At 39.9% G+C, this 17,536-nt stretch carries 23 protein-coding genes and 1 riboswitch; of the genes, 21 read left to right on the top strand and 2 right to left on the bottom strand.

The genetic code is table 11. The features are described from left to right. Positions 1 to 352: 352 nt before the first annotated feature. Entirely contained in the window at positions 353 to 682 is a 330-nt protein-coding gene (locus tag EGN73_RS21010) for a DUF6686 family protein (protein ID WP_219293988.1), read from the bottom strand. A 432-nt stretch (positions 683 to 1,114) separates the two neighbouring features. Next, a riboswitch (cobalamin riboswitch) is annotated at positions 1,115 to 1,318 on the top strand. Between the two features lie 168 nt (positions 1,319 to 1,486). Between EGN73_RS21010 and metE the strand changes: the two genes are divergently transcribed. From metE to EGN73_RS20995, 3 genes are all read left to right on the top strand, one after another. Next, the gene (gene metE, locus EGN73_RS21005) at positions 1,487 to 3,793 is read left to right on the top strand and encodes a 5-methyltetrahydropteroyltriglutamate--homocysteine S-methyltransferase (RefSeq protein WP_219293986.1); all 2,307 of its coding nucleotides are present in this window, start codon (positions 1,487 to 1,489) and stop codon (positions 3,791 to 3,793) included. 66 nt (positions 3,794 to 3,859) lie between these two features. Further along, a complete protein-coding gene (locus tag EGN73_RS21000; RefSeq protein WP_219293985.1) occupies positions 3,860 to 4,429 on the top strand; it encodes a PAS domain-containing protein in 570 nt (189 codons plus the stop codon). After that, positions 4,426 to 4,812 (top strand): acyl-CoA thioesterase, encoded by a 387-nt coding sequence (locus EGN73_RS20995; RefSeq protein ID WP_219293983.1) that lies wholly within the window; start codon positions 4,426 to 4,428, stop codon positions 4,810 to 4,812. The genes EGN73_RS21000 and EGN73_RS20995 overlap by 4 nt, the downstream gene beginning before the upstream one ends. 105 nt (positions 4,813 to 4,917) lie before the next feature. Here the strand turns inward: EGN73_RS20995 and EGN73_RS20990 are convergent, their stop codons facing one another. Further along, positions 4,918 to 5,895 carry a GlxA family transcriptional regulator gene (locus tag EGN73_RS20990; protein WP_219293981.1) on the bottom strand — a complete coding sequence of 326 codons (978 nt, stop codon included), beginning with the start codon at positions 5,893 to 5,895 and terminating at the stop codon, positions 4,918 to 4,920. Positions 5,896 to 6,156: 261 nt separating this feature from the next. Here EGN73_RS20990 and EGN73_RS20985 point away from each other — a divergent pair, with 261 nt between their 5' ends. The 18 genes from EGN73_RS20985 (at position 6,157) to EGN73_RS20900 (ending at position 17,410) form a co-directional block, all read left to right on the top strand. Next, positions 6,157 to 6,618 carry an SRPBCC family protein gene (locus EGN73_RS20985; protein WP_219293979.1) on the top strand — a complete coding sequence of 154 codons (462 nt, stop codon included), beginning with the start codon at positions 6,157 to 6,159 and terminating at the stop codon, positions 6,616 to 6,618. Between the two features lie 25 nt (positions 6,619 to 6,643). Then, a complete protein-coding gene (locus EGN73_RS20980) occupies positions 6,644 to 7,138 on the top strand; it encodes a DinB family protein (protein WP_219293977.1) in 495 nt (164 codons plus the stop codon). Between the two features lie 21 nt (positions 7,139 to 7,159). Continuing rightward, on the top strand, positions 7,160 to 7,573 hold the full coding sequence (locus tag EGN73_RS20975) for a DUF1801 domain-containing protein (protein ID WP_246611694.1): 414 nt from the start codon (positions 7,160 to 7,162) through the stop codon (positions 7,571 to 7,573). A 121-nt stretch (positions 7,574 to 7,694) separates the two neighbouring features. Next, complete coding sequence (locus EGN73_RS20970) at positions 7,695 to 8,051, top strand: four helix bundle protein (protein ID WP_219293975.1); 357 nt, start codon at positions 7,695 to 7,697, stop codon at positions 8,049 to 8,051. Between the two features lie 61 nt (positions 8,052 to 8,112). Further along, complete coding sequence (locus EGN73_RS20965; RefSeq protein WP_246611693.1) at positions 8,113 to 8,496, top strand: iron chaperone; 384 nt, start codon at positions 8,113 to 8,115, stop codon at positions 8,494 to 8,496. Then, positions 8,493 to 8,897, top strand: a complete 405-nt coding sequence (locus EGN73_RS20960; protein WP_219293973.1) for a VOC family protein — start codon at positions 8,493 to 8,495, stop codon at positions 8,895 to 8,897. The genes EGN73_RS20965 and EGN73_RS20960 overlap by 4 nt, the downstream gene beginning before the upstream one ends. A gap of 1 nt (position 8,898) precedes the next feature. Continuing rightward, positions 8,899 to 9,315, top strand: coding sequence for an SRPBCC domain-containing protein (locus EGN73_RS20955; RefSeq protein ID WP_219293971.1), 417 nt, complete (start codon positions 8,899 to 8,901; stop codon positions 9,313 to 9,315). An 11-nt stretch (positions 9,316 to 9,326) separates the two neighbouring features. After that, a complete protein-coding gene (locus tag EGN73_RS20950) occupies positions 9,327 to 9,635 on the top strand; it encodes an RNA polymerase alpha subunit C-terminal domain-containing protein (protein WP_219293969.1) in 309 nt (102 codons plus the stop codon). Positions 9,636 to 9,747: 112 nt separating this feature from the next. Then, positions 9,748 to 10,149 carry a VOC family protein gene (locus EGN73_RS20945; RefSeq protein ID WP_219293967.1) on the top strand — a complete coding sequence of 134 codons (402 nt, stop codon included), beginning with the start codon at positions 9,748 to 9,750 and terminating at the stop codon, positions 10,147 to 10,149. Between the two features lie 4 nt (positions 10,150 to 10,153). Continuing rightward, positions 10,154 to 10,534 carry a VOC family protein gene (locus tag EGN73_RS20940; protein ID WP_219293965.1) on the top strand — a complete coding sequence of 127 codons (381 nt, stop codon included), beginning with the start codon at positions 10,154 to 10,156 and terminating at the stop codon, positions 10,532 to 10,534. Between the two features lie 156 nt (positions 10,535 to 10,690). After that, positions 10,691 to 11,104 (top strand): VOC family protein, encoded by a 414-nt coding sequence (locus EGN73_RS20935; RefSeq protein ID WP_009036204.1) that lies wholly within the window; start codon positions 10,691 to 10,693, stop codon positions 11,102 to 11,104. A gap of 99 nt (positions 11,105 to 11,203) precedes the next feature. Continuing rightward, positions 11,204 to 11,770: a dihydrofolate reductase family protein gene (locus EGN73_RS20930; protein ID WP_219293964.1), complete on the top strand. Its 567-nt coding sequence runs from the start codon at positions 11,204 to 11,206 to the stop codon at positions 11,768 to 11,770. Positions 11,771 to 11,773: 3 nt separating this feature from the next. Continuing rightward, positions 11,774 to 12,352, top strand: coding sequence for a dihydrofolate reductase family protein (locus EGN73_RS20925; protein ID WP_219293962.1), 579 nt, complete (start codon positions 11,774 to 11,776; stop codon positions 12,350 to 12,352). Positions 12,353 to 12,541: 189 nt separating this feature from the next. Further along, entirely contained in the window at positions 12,542 to 12,994 is a 453-nt protein-coding gene (locus EGN73_RS20920) for a DUF1569 domain-containing protein (RefSeq protein WP_219293960.1), read from the top strand. 218 nt (positions 12,995 to 13,212) lie between these two features. After that, on the top strand, positions 13,213 to 13,716 hold the full coding sequence (locus EGN73_RS20915) for an RNA polymerase sigma factor (RefSeq protein WP_246611692.1): 504 nt from the start codon (positions 13,213 to 13,215) through the stop codon (positions 13,714 to 13,716). A gap of 4 nt (positions 13,717 to 13,720) precedes the next feature. Next, entirely contained in the window at positions 13,721 to 14,347 is a 627-nt protein-coding gene (locus EGN73_RS20910; protein ID WP_219293957.1) for a hypothetical protein, read from the top strand. A gap of 137 nt (positions 14,348 to 14,484) precedes the next feature. Next, entirely contained in the window at positions 14,485 to 14,811 is a 327-nt protein-coding gene (locus EGN73_RS20905; protein ID WP_219293955.1) for a hypothetical protein, read from the top strand. A gap of 301 nt (positions 14,812 to 15,112) precedes the next feature. Next, entirely contained in the window at positions 15,113 to 17,410 is a 2,298-nt protein-coding gene (locus EGN73_RS20900) for an ABC transporter permease (RefSeq protein ID WP_219293953.1), read from the top strand. The last annotated feature ends 126 nt before the right edge of the window (positions 17,411 to 17,536 follow it).

Raw genomic sequence — 17,536 nt, 5'->3', positions numbered from 1 at the left:
ATAGCAAAAGGGTCTGGCCTATTATGTTTTGGACTTTTTCAAACTGATCCCTGAAAAAAAAATTCATAGTGGTGGATGAAAGAATAAATGGTTAATTAGCTGAACTACCCTTCCCATTTACAGCGCTTGACTTAATCTAGATTGTGAAATCGATTTCCCCATTCGTTCAAAGCGGGGATTGTAAAACCAAAAACATAAATCCTATTCTGTAACGGAACACATCCATAAGTCTCACAATATGGGTTTAGGAATGAGTCTGTATCTACTAATATTTGAAGCCTAAAATCCATAAGTTTTTAAAAAAATAAGGGAAGGGCCATATGTCATTAACCCTCCCCAGACCATTAAAAAATTAACCGTTCAAAATCTGAAGAATTTCCAGTTCAGCTCTGGCCCTTTCAAAAAGTTCTGAGAGGCGGTGGTGTTCACATTCTTTGATTACAAACTGAATGCTTTGATGGCAGGTATTGATTACCACAAATCTATTCCCTTCCTCCGTCTGCCAGCTTTTGACATCAAAATTTATGTTTTGGAATGACTTACTGAAAGTATGGAAATCCATTTCCATAAAAGTCACCATCAAATTATTGAAGTACCATCTTACCATGCCCGATTGAAGACATTTGACAACATTGCTGCCAGGCATTTCTGCCAATAGAACACTTGTACAACTTTCGCCCATCTCTCAGTTTAAGTTAGTGCCTGGAATCCGGATCTGGTGCAGTTACAAATAAACCCTATTCATAAAACCTATATTTCCGGATCCAGGACTTGAAATCTTTAAATTGTTCAGGTCATTATGTATGGTACAAAAATGGGGATCAAAAACAAGAAATCAAATTTATTTAGACTAATTCTAAATAGATTTAATCTATTGAATTTCCTCTATGTGAGATATAGAAAATGACCCTCAAAATTCAGGGGTCAAGCATCAATCACTGGTAAACAATAAATAGCCAAAAGCATTTCAGGGCAAATAAATTCACCAAGTTATGCTATTATTGAACAATTCAAGGCAAGCTTTCAAAGAAAGCCTAACTAAACGTTTTAGTCAATACTATTTGAATTTGATATATTTTTCCACTCTTTTGCAGGTAGTTCTTTGTTTTTAAAATTTCATCAACGCAAAGCAGGTTCGGTAGAGATACTGATTAATAAGGAATCATGTGCAAATCATGAGCTGTCCCGCAACTGTAAGTGACCCGAAAAGTTTTTTGCCCAAGTGTGCCATTGTCCAGATGCTGAATATCGCAAAAGGATGAGAAGGCCGGCAGAAAATGTCACAAGTCAGGAGACTTGCCTATTTTGTATTGACAAATACCCTCGTGGATTGGGGTACAAGTCAGGATTGGTGCATTACTTCATTAGCTGACCCAAAGCTTTCATGGGAGCAGTGTATGTTGTCCTGTCTGATCCTATTTGACTTTTTCACGGGTGTATTGCGGAGTTTTAAAACAATATGTTTTAAAATTTAACCTTTTACGTAATGCAAACACACAATCTTGGCTACCCGAGGATAGGTAGTCAGCGTGAGCTCAAAAAGGCCGAGGAGCTTTTTTGGGCAGGAAAAATCTCCGAACAGGATTTGGAGGATGTTTCACAGCAAATCAAAATTTCCAATTGGGAAACGCAGAAGCATGCAGGGATCGACTGGATTCCTGTCAATGACTTCTCACTGTACGATCAGGTACTGGACTTATCTGTCCTGGTGGGAGCAGTCCCTGAGCGATTCAAAAAGCTTGCAGCCCAAAAGTCTTCCACTGAACTCTATTTTGCCATGGCAAGAGGCTATCAAAAGGAGGGCTTTGATCTTAAGCCTTTGGAAATGACCAAGTGGTTTGACACCAATTATCATTACCTGGTACCTGAATTTACAAAAGGCCAGACATTTTCACTTTCAGGAGACAAGCCATTTAGGGAATTTGAAGAAGCCCAGAAGCTGGGCATACAAGCCAAACCTGTGCTATTGGGTCCTATTTCTTACCTTTTATTAGGGAAAGAAAAAGAAGAAGGCTTTTCCAGAATCGACTTATTGGACAATTTACTGCCCACCTATACTGCAATTCTGAAAAAGTTGCAGGATCTTGGCGCTACTTGGATACAGATCGATGAACCTTGTCTGGCATTGGACCTTACAGCTGAAGTCAAAGTTAAATACCAAGAAGTGTATCAGCACCTACGTGCAGCATTTCCAGAACTAAAAATCATTCTGGCCAATTATTTTGACTGCTATGGCGATAACCTTGACATTGCACTAAGCCTACCTGTAGAAGCACTTCATTTGGATCTTGTGAGGTGTCCCTCCCAATTGGATGATATATTGGCGCATCCTGCTTTGGCCCATCAGGCCCTTTCATTGGGCCTGGTAGATGGCAGAAATATCTGGAAAAACAACTATCAAAATTCACTGACATACATCAGAAAAGCTATGGAGAAGCTTGGCGAGGAAAAAGTCTGGCTGGCTCCCTCCTGTTCTCTTCTACATTCACCGTATGATCTTGATCTGGAAATTCAGCTTGATCCTGAGCTCAAGGACTGGCTTTCATTCGGAAAGCAAAAACTGAATGAACTGAAGGGTCTCAAAGAAATTGCCATGCTTCCGGATTCGGAGCATTCCTTGGAGTATCTGAAACAGAATAAGCAGTCTATTGCCAAGAGGACCTTATCGAAAAAGGTGCATAACAAAGAGGTGAAAAATGCCCTGGACAATTTGAAAGCATCGGATTTCAAAAGAAAGGCTGAATTCAACAGCAGACAAAAAATCCAAAAAGAAAAGCTACAGTTGCCCCTGTTCCCAACCACTACTATTGGTTCCTTTCCCCAGACCAAAGAAGTTCGCTTACTACGCTCCAAATTGAAAAAGGGAGAGCTAAGTCAAGAGCAATATGATCAGGAAATCGAAAAAGCCACCACAGAAGTGATCCATTGGCAGGAGGAAATCGGATTGGATGTACTGGTTCATGGGGAGTTTGAGCGCAACGACATGGTAGAGTACTTCGGAGAACTCCTGGATGGTTTTGCATTTACCCAACACGGATGGGTGCAGTCTTATGGTAGCCGCTGTGTCAAGCCTCCGATCATTTTTGGAGATGTAAGCCGACCGGTCGACATGACTGTCAAATGGTCTGTCTTTGCCCAAAAAATTGCCAAGCGTCAGGTGAAAGGGATGTTGACAGGACCTGTCACGATCTTACAATGGTCTTTTGTCAGAGATGATCAGCCGAAATCGACGACAGCATTTCAGATTGCCCTGGCCATACGTGAGGAAGTATTGGCTTTGGAAAAAGCAGGCATTCAGATCATTCAGATTGATGAACCGGCCATTAGAGAAGGTCTTCCGCTACGGAGGAAAGACTGGGACAATTACCTGACCTGGGCCATTGAGGCATTTAGGCTTTCTTCAAGTGGGGTGGAAGACCATACCCAGGTTCATACCCACATGTGCTATTCTGAGTTCAATGACATCATTTCCCACATTGCCGATATGGATGCAGATGTCATCACGATAGAGACTTCCCGGTCAGAGATGGAATTACTTGGGGCATTCAAGGATTTCAGGTATCCCAACGAGATCGGACCAGGGGTATATGACATCCACTCTCCAAGGGTACCGAAGAAAGAAGAAATCATAGAACTGATCCAAAAGGCGATGACCTATCTTCCTGAGGACAACATCTGGATCAATCCTGATTGCGGATTGAAAACCAGGCAATGGGAAGAAACCAAGGCCGCTTTGATCAATATGGTAGAAGCGGCCAAAGTACTTCGTTCGAAGGTCTTGGATCCTGCATAAACTAATCAGCACCACTTGAATCTCAGATTCAGGTGGTGCTTACCCTTATTTTAATAAAGAATCTTTATGGAACCAAAAAACAAAAAGCTACATGATATTCATTGTTTGGATGTAGTTGGAATCAAGAACCCTTCCCTGGCCGCAATAAAGAAGTTTATCGAAATTAAAAACTTTCAAGCTGCCCCATATGTCCTCCATAGTATGGATGTGATTGCAATGGATCTTGCAGGAACAAGGTTAAGGCAATTGGATGTCAGTTATTTGAAAAAAATCGGGGATCAGTACAATTGGCAAATTGACCTTGATGAAGTGTTAAGGGGCTTTCCTTTTGAAGCACTTGTTCTCACCGGTCTTGACCGAAGGATATTGTGGACCAGTCACGGTTTTGAGTCTATGACCGGCTATACGTCCAATGAATTGTTGGGCAGGAAGCCATCTCTTCTCCAAGGGGCAGGGACTGATCCAAAAAAGATTGACCAATTGAAATTAAATTTAAAAAGCAGTGAAACATTCGAAATCCAACTCACCAATTACCGCAAATCAGGCCAAGCTTATGAATGCTTGGTCCAAATCCATCCCATCTTCAACCAAGTCCAGGAATTAACCCATTTTCTGGCATTAGAAAGAGAAGTATGAAAATATTAGAACAAAAAATACAAGAATCAGAAACACGTCTTTTCAAAGTGGTATTTCCCAATACCACCAATCACTATGACACCTTATTCGGCGGCATGGCCATGTATCTGATGGACGAAGTGGCCTTTATGACTGCCACGCGCTTTAGCAGAAAGAAGATGGTAACGGTAAGCTCCAAGAAGATAGATTTCAACCAGCCTATCCCGGCAGACACCATCATCGAATTGGTAGGAAAAGTGGTCAAGGTAGGTAGGACCAGCCTTGAAGTAGAGGTTGAAATATTTGTAGAGGAAATGTATTCGGAGGTTCGAAGATCAGCAATCAAAGGTGGGTTTACGCTTGTGGCAATTGATGAACAAAAGCAACCCATTCCGGTAATTTGAACTACACTGAAAAACACGGTTTTATGCATGTAACACCTTCACCATTATCGTACATTCTAGGGTCTATTAAAATGCTACAAAAATATTTTCCTTAACCATTTCACCTCAGGCACTCATAGGTATGCAGAACTTTGATTTATATTCATTGGGTGTAGTTCCGGTCACTTTTTTAAACACATCCCTGAATGCTTTCATATCGGTATACCCTACATCAAAAACAATTTCACTGACTGTTTTAAAGCCTTCTTCCAATAGCTTTTTTGCTGCCTCTACCCTGACCCTTTGGATGTATTCAATGGGACTGTTAGCGGTGGCCTTTTTAAACCTCCTTTCAAATGTTCGTCTATTAACACTGAAAATGTCACAGATTTCTTCTATCGAAAACTTTTCTGAGTAGTTGGATTCTATATATTGTTGTGCCTGAACCACCAATTCATCGGCATGGCTCCGCTGTCCCTTGAAAATGGTAAAGGGAGATTGGCTTTGCCGCCCAAGATCCACCTGAAAAATCTTGGAACAATATACCGTACACTCCCGGCTTATCAATTTTTCTATAAGGTACAAAATCAGGTTAACTGAAGAAAAAGCCCCACCACCTGTATATAATCCATCATGATCAGTCAGAATTTTTTCGGAAACCAGGTTGACTTTTGGGAATAAGGATTTAAAAGTATCTCCGGCTTTCCAGTGGGTCACACAATCCTTGTCATCTAATAATCCTGTTCTGGCCAGGATAAATGCTCCCATACATAAACTTACGATTTCGGCACCATTCTGACGCTGGGCGCATATCCAGGGAATAAAACCCGAGTTTTTAAAGATGGCATCTTCCAAAGGTGCTTGCACAGGTGGTATAATAATAAGGTCGGTTTTGGGTACTTCAGAGATCTGTTTATGGGCATTGATGGCAAATAGGCCTTTGTTGATCATGACTTTCTTTTGAACTCCTACCACTTGAACATCAAACATCGGAGTTTTCCCCTTCTGTATAAGGAATTGATTTGCCTCAAGTAATCCCTGCCTCGCATTGTCAAGGCCGGCCAGGTTGACCTGTTCTAAGAGTAAAATGGATACATGTTTCATGTGTATATAATTATTTTAAAGAGATAAGATGCTTGACTGTCAGCAGAGAGTTCGCATGATTGATAGTTATCCCATTGCGGGTCGCTGGCAACATGCCAGATTATTCATACCAATATTAAGCAGTTAATTTGTCGTAATCAACCCTTTATATTGTCGTTTTTGCAATATCTAACTTTTTTATTCTTCAGTAAATTTGTGTTATTATAAACTCATATTAAAAAAGATCCAAGGATTTACTTGGCCAAATCAATTCATCAATCTATGGAAAAGTTAACATTTTCAATCGTCATAAATGCCCCAAAAGAAAAAGTTTGGGATACTATGCTTGGAGCTGATACTTATAAAAAATGGACAGCTGTTTTTATGCCAGGATCATATTTTGAAGGGGATTGGAGTCAAGGAAGTAAAATCCTGTTTTTAGCACCTGATGGAAAAGGGAATAAATCCGGAATGGTCAGTAGGATCAAGGAAAACAGATTGCATGAATTCATTTCCATTGAGCACTTGGGTTTTGTAGAAAACGGCAAAGAAGATACTACCAGTGAGGCCGTCCAATCATGGGCCGGAAATCTTGAAAATTACACCTTGTTAGAGAAAGATGGTTCCACAAAAGTACTGGTAGAATTGGATACTGACGAAGAACGCAAAGAGATGTTTGACAGCACCTGGAATGATGCGCTTAACATACTCAAAAGCATTACTGAGGATAAAACACCTTCATAAACCAAATTAAAACTGTCCCCATTGCATGGAAACATTCAACCCGCTTTTGATCCAATTTGACCTCCACCAAAGACTCTTTAACAATGTTCTGTATGGCCTTTCGGATGAGGAAACCAACCTTCGGCTGAAGGGCTTTCCTCAGGCCAATCACGTCAAATACTTGGCAGGCCACCTTCTCAATGCCCAATATGGCTTGGCAAAAATTGCCGGATTAAAACCTGAATTCAAATGGAATGAACTTTTTGCTGTAATGGGAAATTCAGCAGCAAAGGACAATTTTCCTTATCCCAATATCGATGAAATAATAGCAGAATGGAACGGACTTTATAAGCCTATACGGGAAGGACTGGAGAAACTCACCATGGAGCAGATAAACAGTAAACCACCGGAGCCATTTGATACTGTCTCTGATTCTGTTGGCCAGTTCTGGACATTTATCAGCCATCATCAGGCTTATCATATAGGACAGATCGGGATATTGAGAAAGGCACTAGGTAAGCAACCATTAAGTTACAATTGATAAAGGGTCAAATTAACGGTATTGAATAACATATTTCAAGAAATGAACCAAGAAATCCGAGAATATATCAAATCCCAAACAATTGATTTCAAAGAAATCTTGCTTAGACTAGCCCAAATCATTGATGAAAACCTGCCTGAAGCAGAAAGCAAAATCTGGCACCGGCACCCGGTTTGGTTTCTGGAAGGAAACCCTACCGTGGGTTTCAGCATCCAAAAACCAGGCGTCCGGCTGATGTTTTGGAGTGGGGCAGATTTTGGAGAGAAGGGGCTGAAAGTCTTGGGGAAGAAATTCAAGGATGCTTCTATCTTCTACCAACATGTATCTGAAATCGACCAAGAGGATTTGACTCGATGGCTGGAAAAGTCCAAAGCCATCCAATGGGATTACAAGAATATTGTCAAAAGGAAGGGGGAGTTAGTGAGGTTGAGGTGAAGGGGAAAGGGATTAGGTTTAAGTAAAAAGTGATAAGGAGGAAGTGAAGAGGTGAGGTAATAAATGATGCTATTTTCAAGGGGGAGATTGTGTAATGAGGTGTAAATAAAAGTTGAGCAGTATGGGAATTCAAAGATTTGAGGACATAATTGGTTGGCAGAAGGCGCAAGATTTGGCTGTGGACATTTATAGAATTTTCCAGCATTCGAAGGATTTTGGGTTTCGGGATCAGATTTGCCGTGCAGCAGTTTCTGTATCCAATAACATTGCGGAAGGTTTTGATCGAAGTTCAGATTCGGATTTTTGCCGATTCTTGTACATAGCCATTGCTTCGTGTAGCGAGGTGAAGTCCATGGTTTATCTTGCCCAAAGGTTAGGATACACCACGGATGACCAAACCCATAATTTGGTAAAAAAATCGGAAGAGGTAGCAAAAATACTAAGAGGGCTGATTAAATCCCTTAACCTAAAAAGTTGATGATCAAGAAAGCGGTTTTAATAACTTCTAAAAGCCAATTTTGACTTACCCCTTACAACTAATGACTTATTCCTTATTAATTATGAACGAAGTGGATGCCTATATTGAAAACTTTCTTGAGAAGGTCCAATCCATCATGAAAGAGATCAGGGGAATCATTTTGCAGCAAGCACCTGATGCCATTGAATCCATAGCTTATGGTATGCCGGCCTATAAAACCCATGGGAAGCCCTTGGTATATTTTGCGGGTTACAAGCATCATATAGGTTTTTATGCCACACCGACTGGCCATAAATCCTTTAAAGAAGCCCTTTCTATTTATAAACGGGGTAAAGGATCCGTACAATTTCCCCTTGACCAGGAAATTCCCTATGGTCTGATCACCAACATGGTCAGATTTAGAGTAGAAGTAAATAAGCAATCAACAAAACCCAAAGCACCATGATACAATCGATTTATGTAAACCTTCCCGTGGAAGATCTGGACAGGTCCAGAAACTTTTGGACCCAACTCGGATTTTCATTTAACGAAAGTTTTTCTGATGACAAAGCACTATGCCTGATGCTAAATGAAGGAAGTATTTGCGCCATGTTGCTCAAGAGAGAGTTTTTCTCCACCTTCACCAATAGACCAATCGCTGACCAAAACACCACCCAGGTATTGCTAGCCATAGAGGTAGAAAGTCGGCAAAAGGTCGATGAAATAGTAAAAATAGCATTGGAAAACGGTGCCACCCGCTATAGGGATGCCGAAGACCATGGCTGGATGTATTACGATTGCATTGCTGACCCAGATGGTCACCAATGGGAAATCATGTACAGTGATCCTAATCAAATTCCTTCCTGATATGAAAGCTGAAAAAATAATCATTTCATCATATGTAAATGCTAAAACCGAAAAAGTTTGGCAGTATTATAACCAGGCAAATCATATAGTCAACTGGAACTTTGCCAGTGATGACTGGTGCTGCCCTAAGGTAGAAAGCGACTTTATTGAAGGAGGAAAGTATGTGGCCCGGATGGAAGCCAAAGACGGAAGTTTTGGGTTTGATTTTGAAGCGGTTTTTGATGAAATCAGGGAACCGGAACGGGTAGCTTATACCATGGGTGATGGTCGCAGAGCGGAAATCAAATTCAAGCCAGAAGGAGAATTTACTTTAGTGAAAATCAGTTTTGATCCAGACCAAAGCCATTCTAAGGAAATGCAGCAGGAAGGCTGGCAGGCTATTTTGAACAATTTCAAAAAATACGTGGAAACACATTGACACCGGTTTTGATGGAAAGACAAAAGACACTTCGGACCTGTGAAAAAGGCCACAGATACTACAAGAGTACTGATTGTCCTACCTGTCCCAGATGTGAAAAGGAAAATAAACCTAAAGATGGATTCCTTTCTTTGCTTTCATCCCCGGCAAGAAGTGCGCTGATAGAGTATCTGGGGATTGATACATTGGAAAAATTAGCTAAGTATTCCGAAAAGGAAATCCTGAAGCTTCACGGCATGGGTAAAGCAAGTATGCCAATATTGAGGAAAGCCCTTGCGGAAAAAGGGTTAAGTTTTAAGGAAGGAAGCACAAAAAAATAATCACCATGTAAATACTGTTTGGGTATAAAAATGATTTAAACATTTGATTAAGAATAGTATCTATAAATGTCCATCAGTAACCATTAATATCCCTAATCTAAAAATCAATAAAATGGATGTTTCAACCTACAAACCGACTGGTTATAATTCTGTCTCCCCCTATTTTATCATAGAGGACGCTGACAGATTTGTGGCATTGATGAAAAAGGTTTTCGATGCCAAAGCACTTCGTGAATACCAAAATCCGGATGGCAGTATCATGCACGCCGAGCTGCAGATTGATGACTCAGTCATTATGCTTGGCAATGCTTCTGAAAGATTTCCTGCAGTGCCTATTGTGATGCATGTCTATGTGCCTGATGTGGATCAAACATGGGAAAAGGCTTTAGCAGCAGGTTGCGAATCAGTAGAACCGCCCAAAGAAAGGGAAGACGATCCGGACAGGCGGGCCACCTTTAAGGATTATGGAGGAAATATGTGGTCCATTGGAACGCAAGTGGAAACCAGTAACTAGCAACATGGAAAATATCAGGTTTTCGGGAGGCCCCAACATTGCCATCAAGATCCCTAAAGCAAAGTATGAGGCTACTGTGGCTTTTTACCGTGATGTTTTGTGTATGGAAGTGGAGGAAAAGGCTATTTCGCACCTTACCGTTTCAAGGACACACAAGGTAAAATTCGGCAGCAAGGTCCTATGGCTGGATTGTGTGGATAATTATTCCCGGCCTGAAACCTGGCTGGAATTAAATGTTGGGGATGTCCCCAAAGCCGCGGCATACCTCCAAAGAAAAGGAATAAGAACCTGTGATGAATTGGAGCAAATCCCGGAAAACATGCACTGGATCACCGATCCTGCCGGAAATATTTTCCTTTTGACATCAAATGAAGAAACTTCTTAATTCGAAAAGACCAATACAGAATTAATTGGTGGGTCAATTAGGTTCATTCCCAGAGTTTTTACAACGCTTCCCAATTGACTTTGAAGTTTTGAAACAGAATTAGTTTCCTTACAATATCCATGAATATCTAATTTCAATTAATATCATTATTATACCATGAAAAACCCAGTACAACCCTACCTACACTTCCAGGACAACTGCAAGGAAGCCATGCAGTTTTACCATAAATTATTTGGCGGTAACCTTGAAATCATGCCAATCGGTGAATCTCCCGCCAAGGAGCATTTTCCGGAAGATCTCTATGACCAAATCCTGCATTCCACACTAAGCAATGGTGATTTTAAATTCATGGCCTCTGATATGTGCGGCCAAGGAGATCTGAAGCAGGGCAATTCGGTACAGCTCAGTCTTTCCTGTGATACAGAAGATGAAATAAACCACCTCTACCAAAAACTTTCAGAAGGAGGCAATGTGGTCCAAAAGCTGGAACCTCAATTTTGGGGTTCCTTGTTCGCCATGGTCATCGATAAATTCGGTGTGCGTTGGATGCTTTCTTTGGAGCAAGCTTGATGAAGTGACTGTAAACCTTCCAGGTTTTTACCAAAGTGGCATAATAAAATCGAAATAGCCTGAAACCTGGAAGGTTTTGACCATGAAAATCCCCAAAATATGCCCAAAGTAATTGCTGCATTCAATATGACCCTTGATGGATTCTGTGACCATACTTCCATAGATGGAAATGAGGAAATGCATCAACTGTATGCAGATCTGATAAACCAAGCAGGGGCACTCCTCTATGGTAGGATCACCTACCAGCTGATGGAATATTGGATCCCCATTGCCAAGCAACCCACAGGGGACAAGGCCACTGATGCATTTGCTGCAGCAATAGACAAAGCTCCTAAAATCGTCTTTTCAACCACCTTGAAAGAATTGGGGTGGGATTCTGCAAAACTAGCGGTCAAAAGTCTAAAAGAAGAAGTATTGGATCTAAAGCAAAACACCGGAAAAGACATTTATGTATGCAGCCCAAGTTTGATAGTGGAATTGACCAATCTGCAATTGATAGATGAATACCAACTTTGTGTTCACCCGGTAATTGTGGGAAACGGATTGCCATTGTTCAAAAACATCAGCCAGAAGATTAATCTAAAACTTGAAAAGACCGAGATGTTGGGTTTTGGGGCTGTGGTACTCTATTATCAAAACGTGAAGGATAACAATGTAGACAATTGATCCATGAAGAAAATCATTTCATTTATGCACATATCCCTTGATGGATTTGTAGCTGGACCCAAGGGAGAACTCAACTGGGCAAAGGTTGATGGGGAGATTTTTGATTTTGTAGGAAAGCGGATAAGCCAAACCGATACTGCCATGTATGGAAGGGTGACTTATGAATTAATGGAGAGCTATTGGCCAACTGCTGGGGCAAAACCCAATGCCACTCAACATGACATCGACCATTCCAAGTGGTATGCGAAAGCTGGAAAAATTGTCCTTTCAAAAACCATGAAAGGTATGTCGCTGCCCAACACAAAAATCATCAGTGAAAACCTCTCAGATCAAGTACATGATATCAAACAATCCCAAACTGGAGGAAGTGATGATATCCTGCTTTTTGGTAGCCCAACGGCAACCCACGTGCTTTTGGAACAAAACCTGATTGATGGCTTTTGGCTGTTTGTAAATCCCATTGTCCTTGGAAAAGGGATTTCATTGTTTAAGGATATCAAAGAAAGAATCAAACTCAAACAGTTGTCTACCCATCAGTTTGACTGTGGAGTTACTGAATTGAATTATGTGGTGGAAAGATGATTGATGGACTTAATGAATGTAAGAATCGAATTCCTGGATTCAATATTTCGCCAAACCGATACTTATTGGAATTTAGATATTTATAGATATTTTTTTCCAGGAAATCAAGATTACCTAGAAATAAACCATCTCATTTTCGAAGCTCATGAAAATGGATGGAAATGAATGTACATAAGAAACCTAACCACAGTGAAAACCATATTTGAAAGAGACAATAGAGAGGAATTGATTGCCAGAATAAAGGCACTGGATGAAACCAATACCGTCCAATGGGGAAAAATGAACCTTTATCAAATGCTCAGGCACAACACCTATTGGAATGGATGGATTTTGGGAAAAGATGGGCATACCTACAAGCAGGAGTTTTTGGGGAAAATATTCGGCAAAATGGCTTTAAGGAGCATGATCAAGGATGAAAAGCCCATGGACAAAAACATCCCAACATCTTCTCAATTCAAGGTGAAAACATATGAAGGCGACATCAGGTCAGAAAAAGCTATGTGGGTTTCATTGTTAGAAGAATACCAGCAATTTTATAATCCTGCATTTATCCATGATTTTTTTGGGAAAATGACCCGAGAACAGATTGGGATTTTGGTCTATAAACATACAGACCATCACCTGAGGCAGTTTGGGGGTTAAGCCAGCAAAGAATAGGCTTTCAATACCGGGGTTACCAAAAAAATAGCCAACAAATTTATAGAAACAGGCATTTTTAAATCCTGATTTTTGACAATATACCAGTCTTCAACAGGTTGTATTTCTGGAATTTGGACTGTATGTGTAAAATAACCCAAGATATTATGTAGTTTTTTACTTCCAGCATCTACTAATAGGTAGAAATCAATACTCAACTATGCATGATGGAGCCATCTACTGACAAAGCATTTATCAATTTGATCAACCAAAATCTGGGAATTGCCTATAAGGTAAGCCAGTTTTATTTTGATGATGCTGAAAACAGACAAGATGCCATTCAAGAGATGATGTATCAACTATGGAAGTCATACCCCTCCTTTGACGGAAGATCAAAGTTCTCCACCTGGATGTACAAAGTATGTCTCAACACAGCACTCACCTATCTGAAATCCAACAAAAGGAATAAGAATGAGCCCCTTCAGGAAAACCACTACCACCTCCCTTCAGAACCTGAAAACAATAAAGAGGAAGAATTAAGGCTGCTTGAACTAGCGATTGGTCAATTATCTTCCCTCAACAAAGCAATTGTTTTGCTTTATCTGGACGGCTTTGAATACAGTGAGATCAGTGAGGTTACTGGACTTTCCAAGTCTAATGTCAGTGTAAGGTTGGTAAGGATCAGGAGAGAGCTGGAGCTAAAAATAAAACAAAAATTAAACCGGTGAAATTATGGACCATTTGGAAATTATGAGAAATCAATGGCAAGGTTCAGGAAAACATGCTGAATTCACGCCTTTCCAGGAAAATGAATTTTCCACATTAATCAAAAAACAAATGAAAAAGCAAAACCACATTATAGGAAGGTACTTCTGGGGGACTTTCTTGTTCCACATCCTGATTTATGCCTTAATGGGGCATGTACTTATCAAATATGGCATCGTATCCTCAGATCAGTTAGTATTGACCTTAAGTTTATTTGGCATCGCACTCACTTTCCCGTTTACAGCAAAATTAATGATTGAATTCAAGAAGTTGGCCCAAGTCCAAAGGGGTAGTATAGGTGTAAGTACCATCAAAAGCCAAGTGGAAATCAGGTATGGGATTTTGAGCAGGTACTTTCGGTTCAAAAAACTATATGACTACTTTTTGATCCCAATTCATTGTGCAATTGGGGCAGTACTTTCCTTTCACATCTTTGTCCCAGGAAGTTTTTCCTATGTTTCCTTTCCTATCATCAGTGTATTTGTCATTTCATTGGCTTCTTGTTGGTACGCGATACGTTCAGAAAACAGGACCTATTTCAAACTCCCTTTGGAAGAATTAAAAGGCATATTGGGCGATTTTGATAAAAAATAAGGATAGGATTGAATTTAACTTGTTCAAAATAAATTCTTGGAATTCAGCTGTTTTTTTTATTTTAGGATTCAGGATAGCCTGCAAACTCTAGTCTTATCACGACCCGCTTCACCCATATTATCCGCTATGCTCTAATTATGTCAGTACTGGTTTTTGTCCTGAAATGGTTGCAATGGAAATACCTCATCGTGGACAATGCCATAGATATTTATGTGGGCGTGATTGCGGTCTTTTTTACGGTTCTGGGGATTTGGTTGGCCAAACAGCTGACCAAGCCCAAGGTGGAGCGGGTCATTGTGGAAAAAGAGGTTTATGTGCCATTGTCGGAAGATTTTGCCATCAACCAATCTGCCTTGGAAGCACTCAACCTTTACAAAGGCTTATCCGGCCACATGGCTTTTTGCCTGATGGGCAAAACGTCTTTACCTGTAATTTCTTTGATCATCATCAATGAATCTAAATAGAGGGCTAAATTTACATCGTATTGATTGAATAATTCCCGATGCACTTTGAGTTTTACTGCTTTAAGAATTTATAAGTTTCATTCTAAAGAATAGCTTTCCCTCGATTCTCCAATTGTTCAAATTGAGTTTGAGGTACCGATCCAACATTCATTATTTACTTTCCTTCTGCCCGAATACGCACAATTTCGTCCGCTAAGAAACTTAAATTCTATGAACAAATGCATTTAAAGCCGATAAACAGCATGATTTAATTGGTATATGATTTGGCAATGCCTCTATCCTGATCAAATCTGCTTAGCCCATGATTAAGAACTATCTGCTTATTGCCTTCAGAAATCTGATAAAATACAAGTCATTTTCGTCTATCAACATTATAGGTATGGGTATCAGTTTGGCTACTTTTATTCTGATATCGATTTTTGTCATGGATGAATTGAAATATGACCGATATCATCCTGATGGCGATCAGGTTTTCAGGTTGTATGCGCAGATGTCTTCTCCCGGATCAGCTGATAGGTATACCACTATGGTTCAGCCGATTCTTGCTACAAAACTCAATGAAGAGTTTCCTGAGGTTGAGAAAACAGCCAGAGTGATGGGTACCATAACAGAAAAGCAGGTCCAGGTAGATGACAAATTGTTCAATGAAACCCGTGGTGCCTATGGTGAGGGCGAGCTGTTTGATATTTTAGCAATTTCTCTTCTGGAAGGTAATCCCAATGACATTCTTAAAAAAGCGAACACCGTCGCCATATCCCAGAGTCTTGCTTACAAATATTTCGGGAAATTAAATGCCATTGGTCAGACAATAAAAATTGAAAATGCTGACTGCGAAGTAACCCATGTTTTCTATGATTTTCCTGATCATTCTCATGCCCAATTTGATTTTTTAATTTCATTCAGCAGTTTGCCTTGGATGGAAGAAAGGATTGATTCATGGACCTGGCATCAGATGTACACCTATGTTAAAGTATCTCAAGGAACTGTAGTACAACAAATTGAATCCAAGTTCCAGGAATATATTAAACAGGAAACAGATAAATTCCAGGAACCTTTCAACTCCAAGCCATTTTTCCAGAGTCTAAATGATATTTATCTTGGATCATCCCATTTTGAATATGACCATGCCAAATTAGGAAATAAGGACACTATTTATATTCTTATTGGAGCTGCAATAATGATCTTGTTAATTTCCAGTTTCAATTTTGTTAACCTTTCTACTGCAAGAGCTGTCAAAAGAATGCAAGAAGTAGGTGTCAGAAAAGTGATAGGTGCACAGACCTCACAGCTTAAAACCCAGTTTCTTTTAGAGTCTTGCCTCTTCGTATTTATAGGTTTTGTATTTGCACTAGGATTATCATATTTATCACTTCCTTTCCTTTCAGATCTTACAGACAAGAATTTGTCACTGCCTGTTAATATTAAATCCATGTTTTTGTTTATTGGCTTTGGAATGTTTCTGGGGATCATTTCAGGAAGTTACCCCGCATTCATGCTCTCTTCATTTAAGCCAGTATCCGTTATTTCGGGTGCAACCCAGGCCAAAGGTGGACATTCATTTTTCCGGCAATCTCTTGTTGTTTTTCAACTTGTTCTATCATTCATCTTGATTATCGGTGCTTGGGTTGTAATTGATCAAAATAACCTATTGAGCAATAAACATTTAGGTTTTAACAAAGAAACTCTAATGGTAGTGTATGGAAGAGGAGTTCAATCCAACCAATTAGAGCCTATCAAAAATGAGGTGCTCAATAAAACCGAAGCGAAAAATGCAACATGGGGTTACGGTTTGCCCGGGGATATTTTTGCAACAGACAGGGTGGTTGACGCTGAAACCGGAGAACAACTAAGTACCAAACTGTTTATGGTGGACCATGACTATATCAAGACAATGGGAATGGAAATTGTTGCTGGTAGAGATTTTTCAAGAGATTTTGGTACCGACCCTGCCAAAGCTTTTATTGTAAACGAGACGGCAGTTATCAATTTTGGACTAGGGAGTCCAGAAGAGGCTTTAGGCCGAAGATTAAGTTGGGATCGCTGGAACGGTGATTCCACTAAACACGGGGAAATTGTTGGAGTTGTAAGGGATTTCCACACGGGAAGTTTAAAGGAAAAGATTACTCCTTTGGTCATGCAGATTGAACCAAATGTCTTCTATACCCTTACAATAAAACTAGATCCGGAAAAAAGTGAAAACCAAATCAGTTCAATCGAAAGCATCTTCAGAGAGCAAGTTCCCAATATGTTGTTTTCCTACAGCTTTATTGACCAAAATTTTGAGAAAATGTATATGTCTGAGCAGAAACTCTCCAAATTATTGGGCTTGTTTGCTGGCTTAACAATTCTGGTAGCATGTATGGGATTATTTGGATTGGTAGAATATCACGTACATCAAAGGGCTAAAGAAATATCCATTAGAAAAATATTTGGGGCAGACACAGGTTCTATCCTTCTAAAACTTACCAAACAGTATTTCATATTGATTCTGGTTTCATTTGTGTTAGCTACACCTTTAATTTGGTTTGTCGCAAATAAATGGTTACAGAATTTCGCTTATCATGTAGAAATTAGGGCTTCTTGCTCAATTCTTAACTGACTGATATTCAATTAAATAATTAACAAAAACATAACACAAAAACCCCGAAATCGGCTGTTTTAAGCTTTTTTCGGGGTTTTCTTTTTTGTATTTTAAGGTTGCAGAATAAAATACATCTGAAGATAT

The organism is Arthrospiribacter ruber, assembly GCF_019343195.1.
GTDB lineage: Bacteria > Bacteroidota > Bacteroidia > Cytophagales > Cyclobacteriaceae > Arthrospiribacter > Arthrospiribacter ruber.
Note: the sequence above shows the minus strand (reverse complement) of the source record. Positions and strands in the feature narration are given on the sequence as shown.

What these genes read in the sequence shown, in the direction of transcription:
- EGN73_RS21010 (WP_219293988.1), bottom strand. Translation starts at nt 682, where the DNA reads ATGGGCGAAAGTTGTACAAGTGTTCTATTGGCAGAAATGCCTGGCAGC.
- metE (WP_219293986.1), top strand. Translation starts at nt 1,487, where the DNA reads ATGCAAACACACAATCTTGGCTACCCGAGGATAGGTAGTCAGCGTGAG.
- EGN73_RS21000 (WP_219293985.1), top strand. Translation starts at nt 3,860, where the DNA reads ATGGAACCAAAAAACAAAAAGCTACATGATATTCATTGTTTGGATGTA.
- EGN73_RS20995 (WP_219293983.1), top strand. Translation starts at nt 4,426, where the DNA reads ATGAAAATATTAGAACAAAAAATACAAGAATCAGAAACACGTCTTTTC.
- EGN73_RS20990 (WP_219293981.1), bottom strand. Translation starts at nt 5,895, where the DNA reads ATGAAACATGTATCCATTTTACTCTTAGAACAGGTCAACCTGGCCGGC.
- EGN73_RS20985 (WP_219293979.1), top strand. Translation starts at nt 6,157, where the DNA reads ATGGAAAAGTTAACATTTTCAATCGTCATAAATGCCCCAAAAGAAAAA.
- EGN73_RS20980 (WP_219293977.1), top strand. Translation starts at nt 6,644, where the DNA reads ATGGAAACATTCAACCCGCTTTTGATCCAATTTGACCTCCACCAAAGA.
- EGN73_RS20970 (WP_219293975.1), top strand. Translation starts at nt 7,695, where the DNA reads ATGGGAATTCAAAGATTTGAGGACATAATTGGTTGGCAGAAGGCGCAA.
- EGN73_RS20965 (WP_246611693.1), top strand. Translation starts at nt 8,113, where the DNA reads ATGACTTATTCCTTATTAATTATGAACGAAGTGGATGCCTATATTGAA.
- EGN73_RS20960 (WP_219293973.1), top strand. Translation starts at nt 8,493, where the DNA reads ATGATACAATCGATTTATGTAAACCTTCCCGTGGAAGATCTGGACAGG.
- EGN73_RS20955 (WP_219293971.1), top strand. Translation starts at nt 8,899, where the DNA reads ATGAAAGCTGAAAAAATAATCATTTCATCATATGTAAATGCTAAAACC.
- EGN73_RS20950 (WP_219293969.1), top strand. Translation starts at nt 9,327, where the DNA reads ATGGAAAGACAAAAGACACTTCGGACCTGTGAAAAAGGCCACAGATAC.
- EGN73_RS20945 (WP_219293967.1), top strand. Translation starts at nt 9,748, where the DNA reads ATGGATGTTTCAACCTACAAACCGACTGGTTATAATTCTGTCTCCCCC.
- EGN73_RS20940 (WP_219293965.1), top strand. Translation starts at nt 10,154, where the DNA reads ATGGAAAATATCAGGTTTTCGGGAGGCCCCAACATTGCCATCAAGATC.
- EGN73_RS20935 (WP_009036204.1), top strand. Translation starts at nt 10,691, where the DNA reads ATGAAAAACCCAGTACAACCCTACCTACACTTCCAGGACAACTGCAAG.
- EGN73_RS20930 (WP_219293964.1), top strand. Translation starts at nt 11,204, where the DNA reads ATGCCCAAAGTAATTGCTGCATTCAATATGACCCTTGATGGATTCTGT.
- EGN73_RS20925 (WP_219293962.1), top strand. Translation starts at nt 11,774, where the DNA reads ATGAAGAAAATCATTTCATTTATGCACATATCCCTTGATGGATTTGTA.
- EGN73_RS20915 (WP_246611692.1), top strand. Translation starts at nt 13,213, where the DNA reads ATGATGGAGCCATCTACTGACAAAGCATTTATCAATTTGATCAACCAA.
- EGN73_RS20910 (WP_219293957.1), top strand. Translation starts at nt 13,721, where the DNA reads ATGGACCATTTGGAAATTATGAGAAATCAATGGCAAGGTTCAGGAAAA.
- EGN73_RS20905 (WP_219293955.1), top strand. Translation starts at nt 14,485, where the DNA reads ATGTCAGTACTGGTTTTTGTCCTGAAATGGTTGCAATGGAAATACCTC.
- EGN73_RS20900 (WP_219293953.1), top strand. Translation starts at nt 15,113, where the DNA reads ATGATTAAGAACTATCTGCTTATTGCCTTCAGAAATCTGATAAAATAC.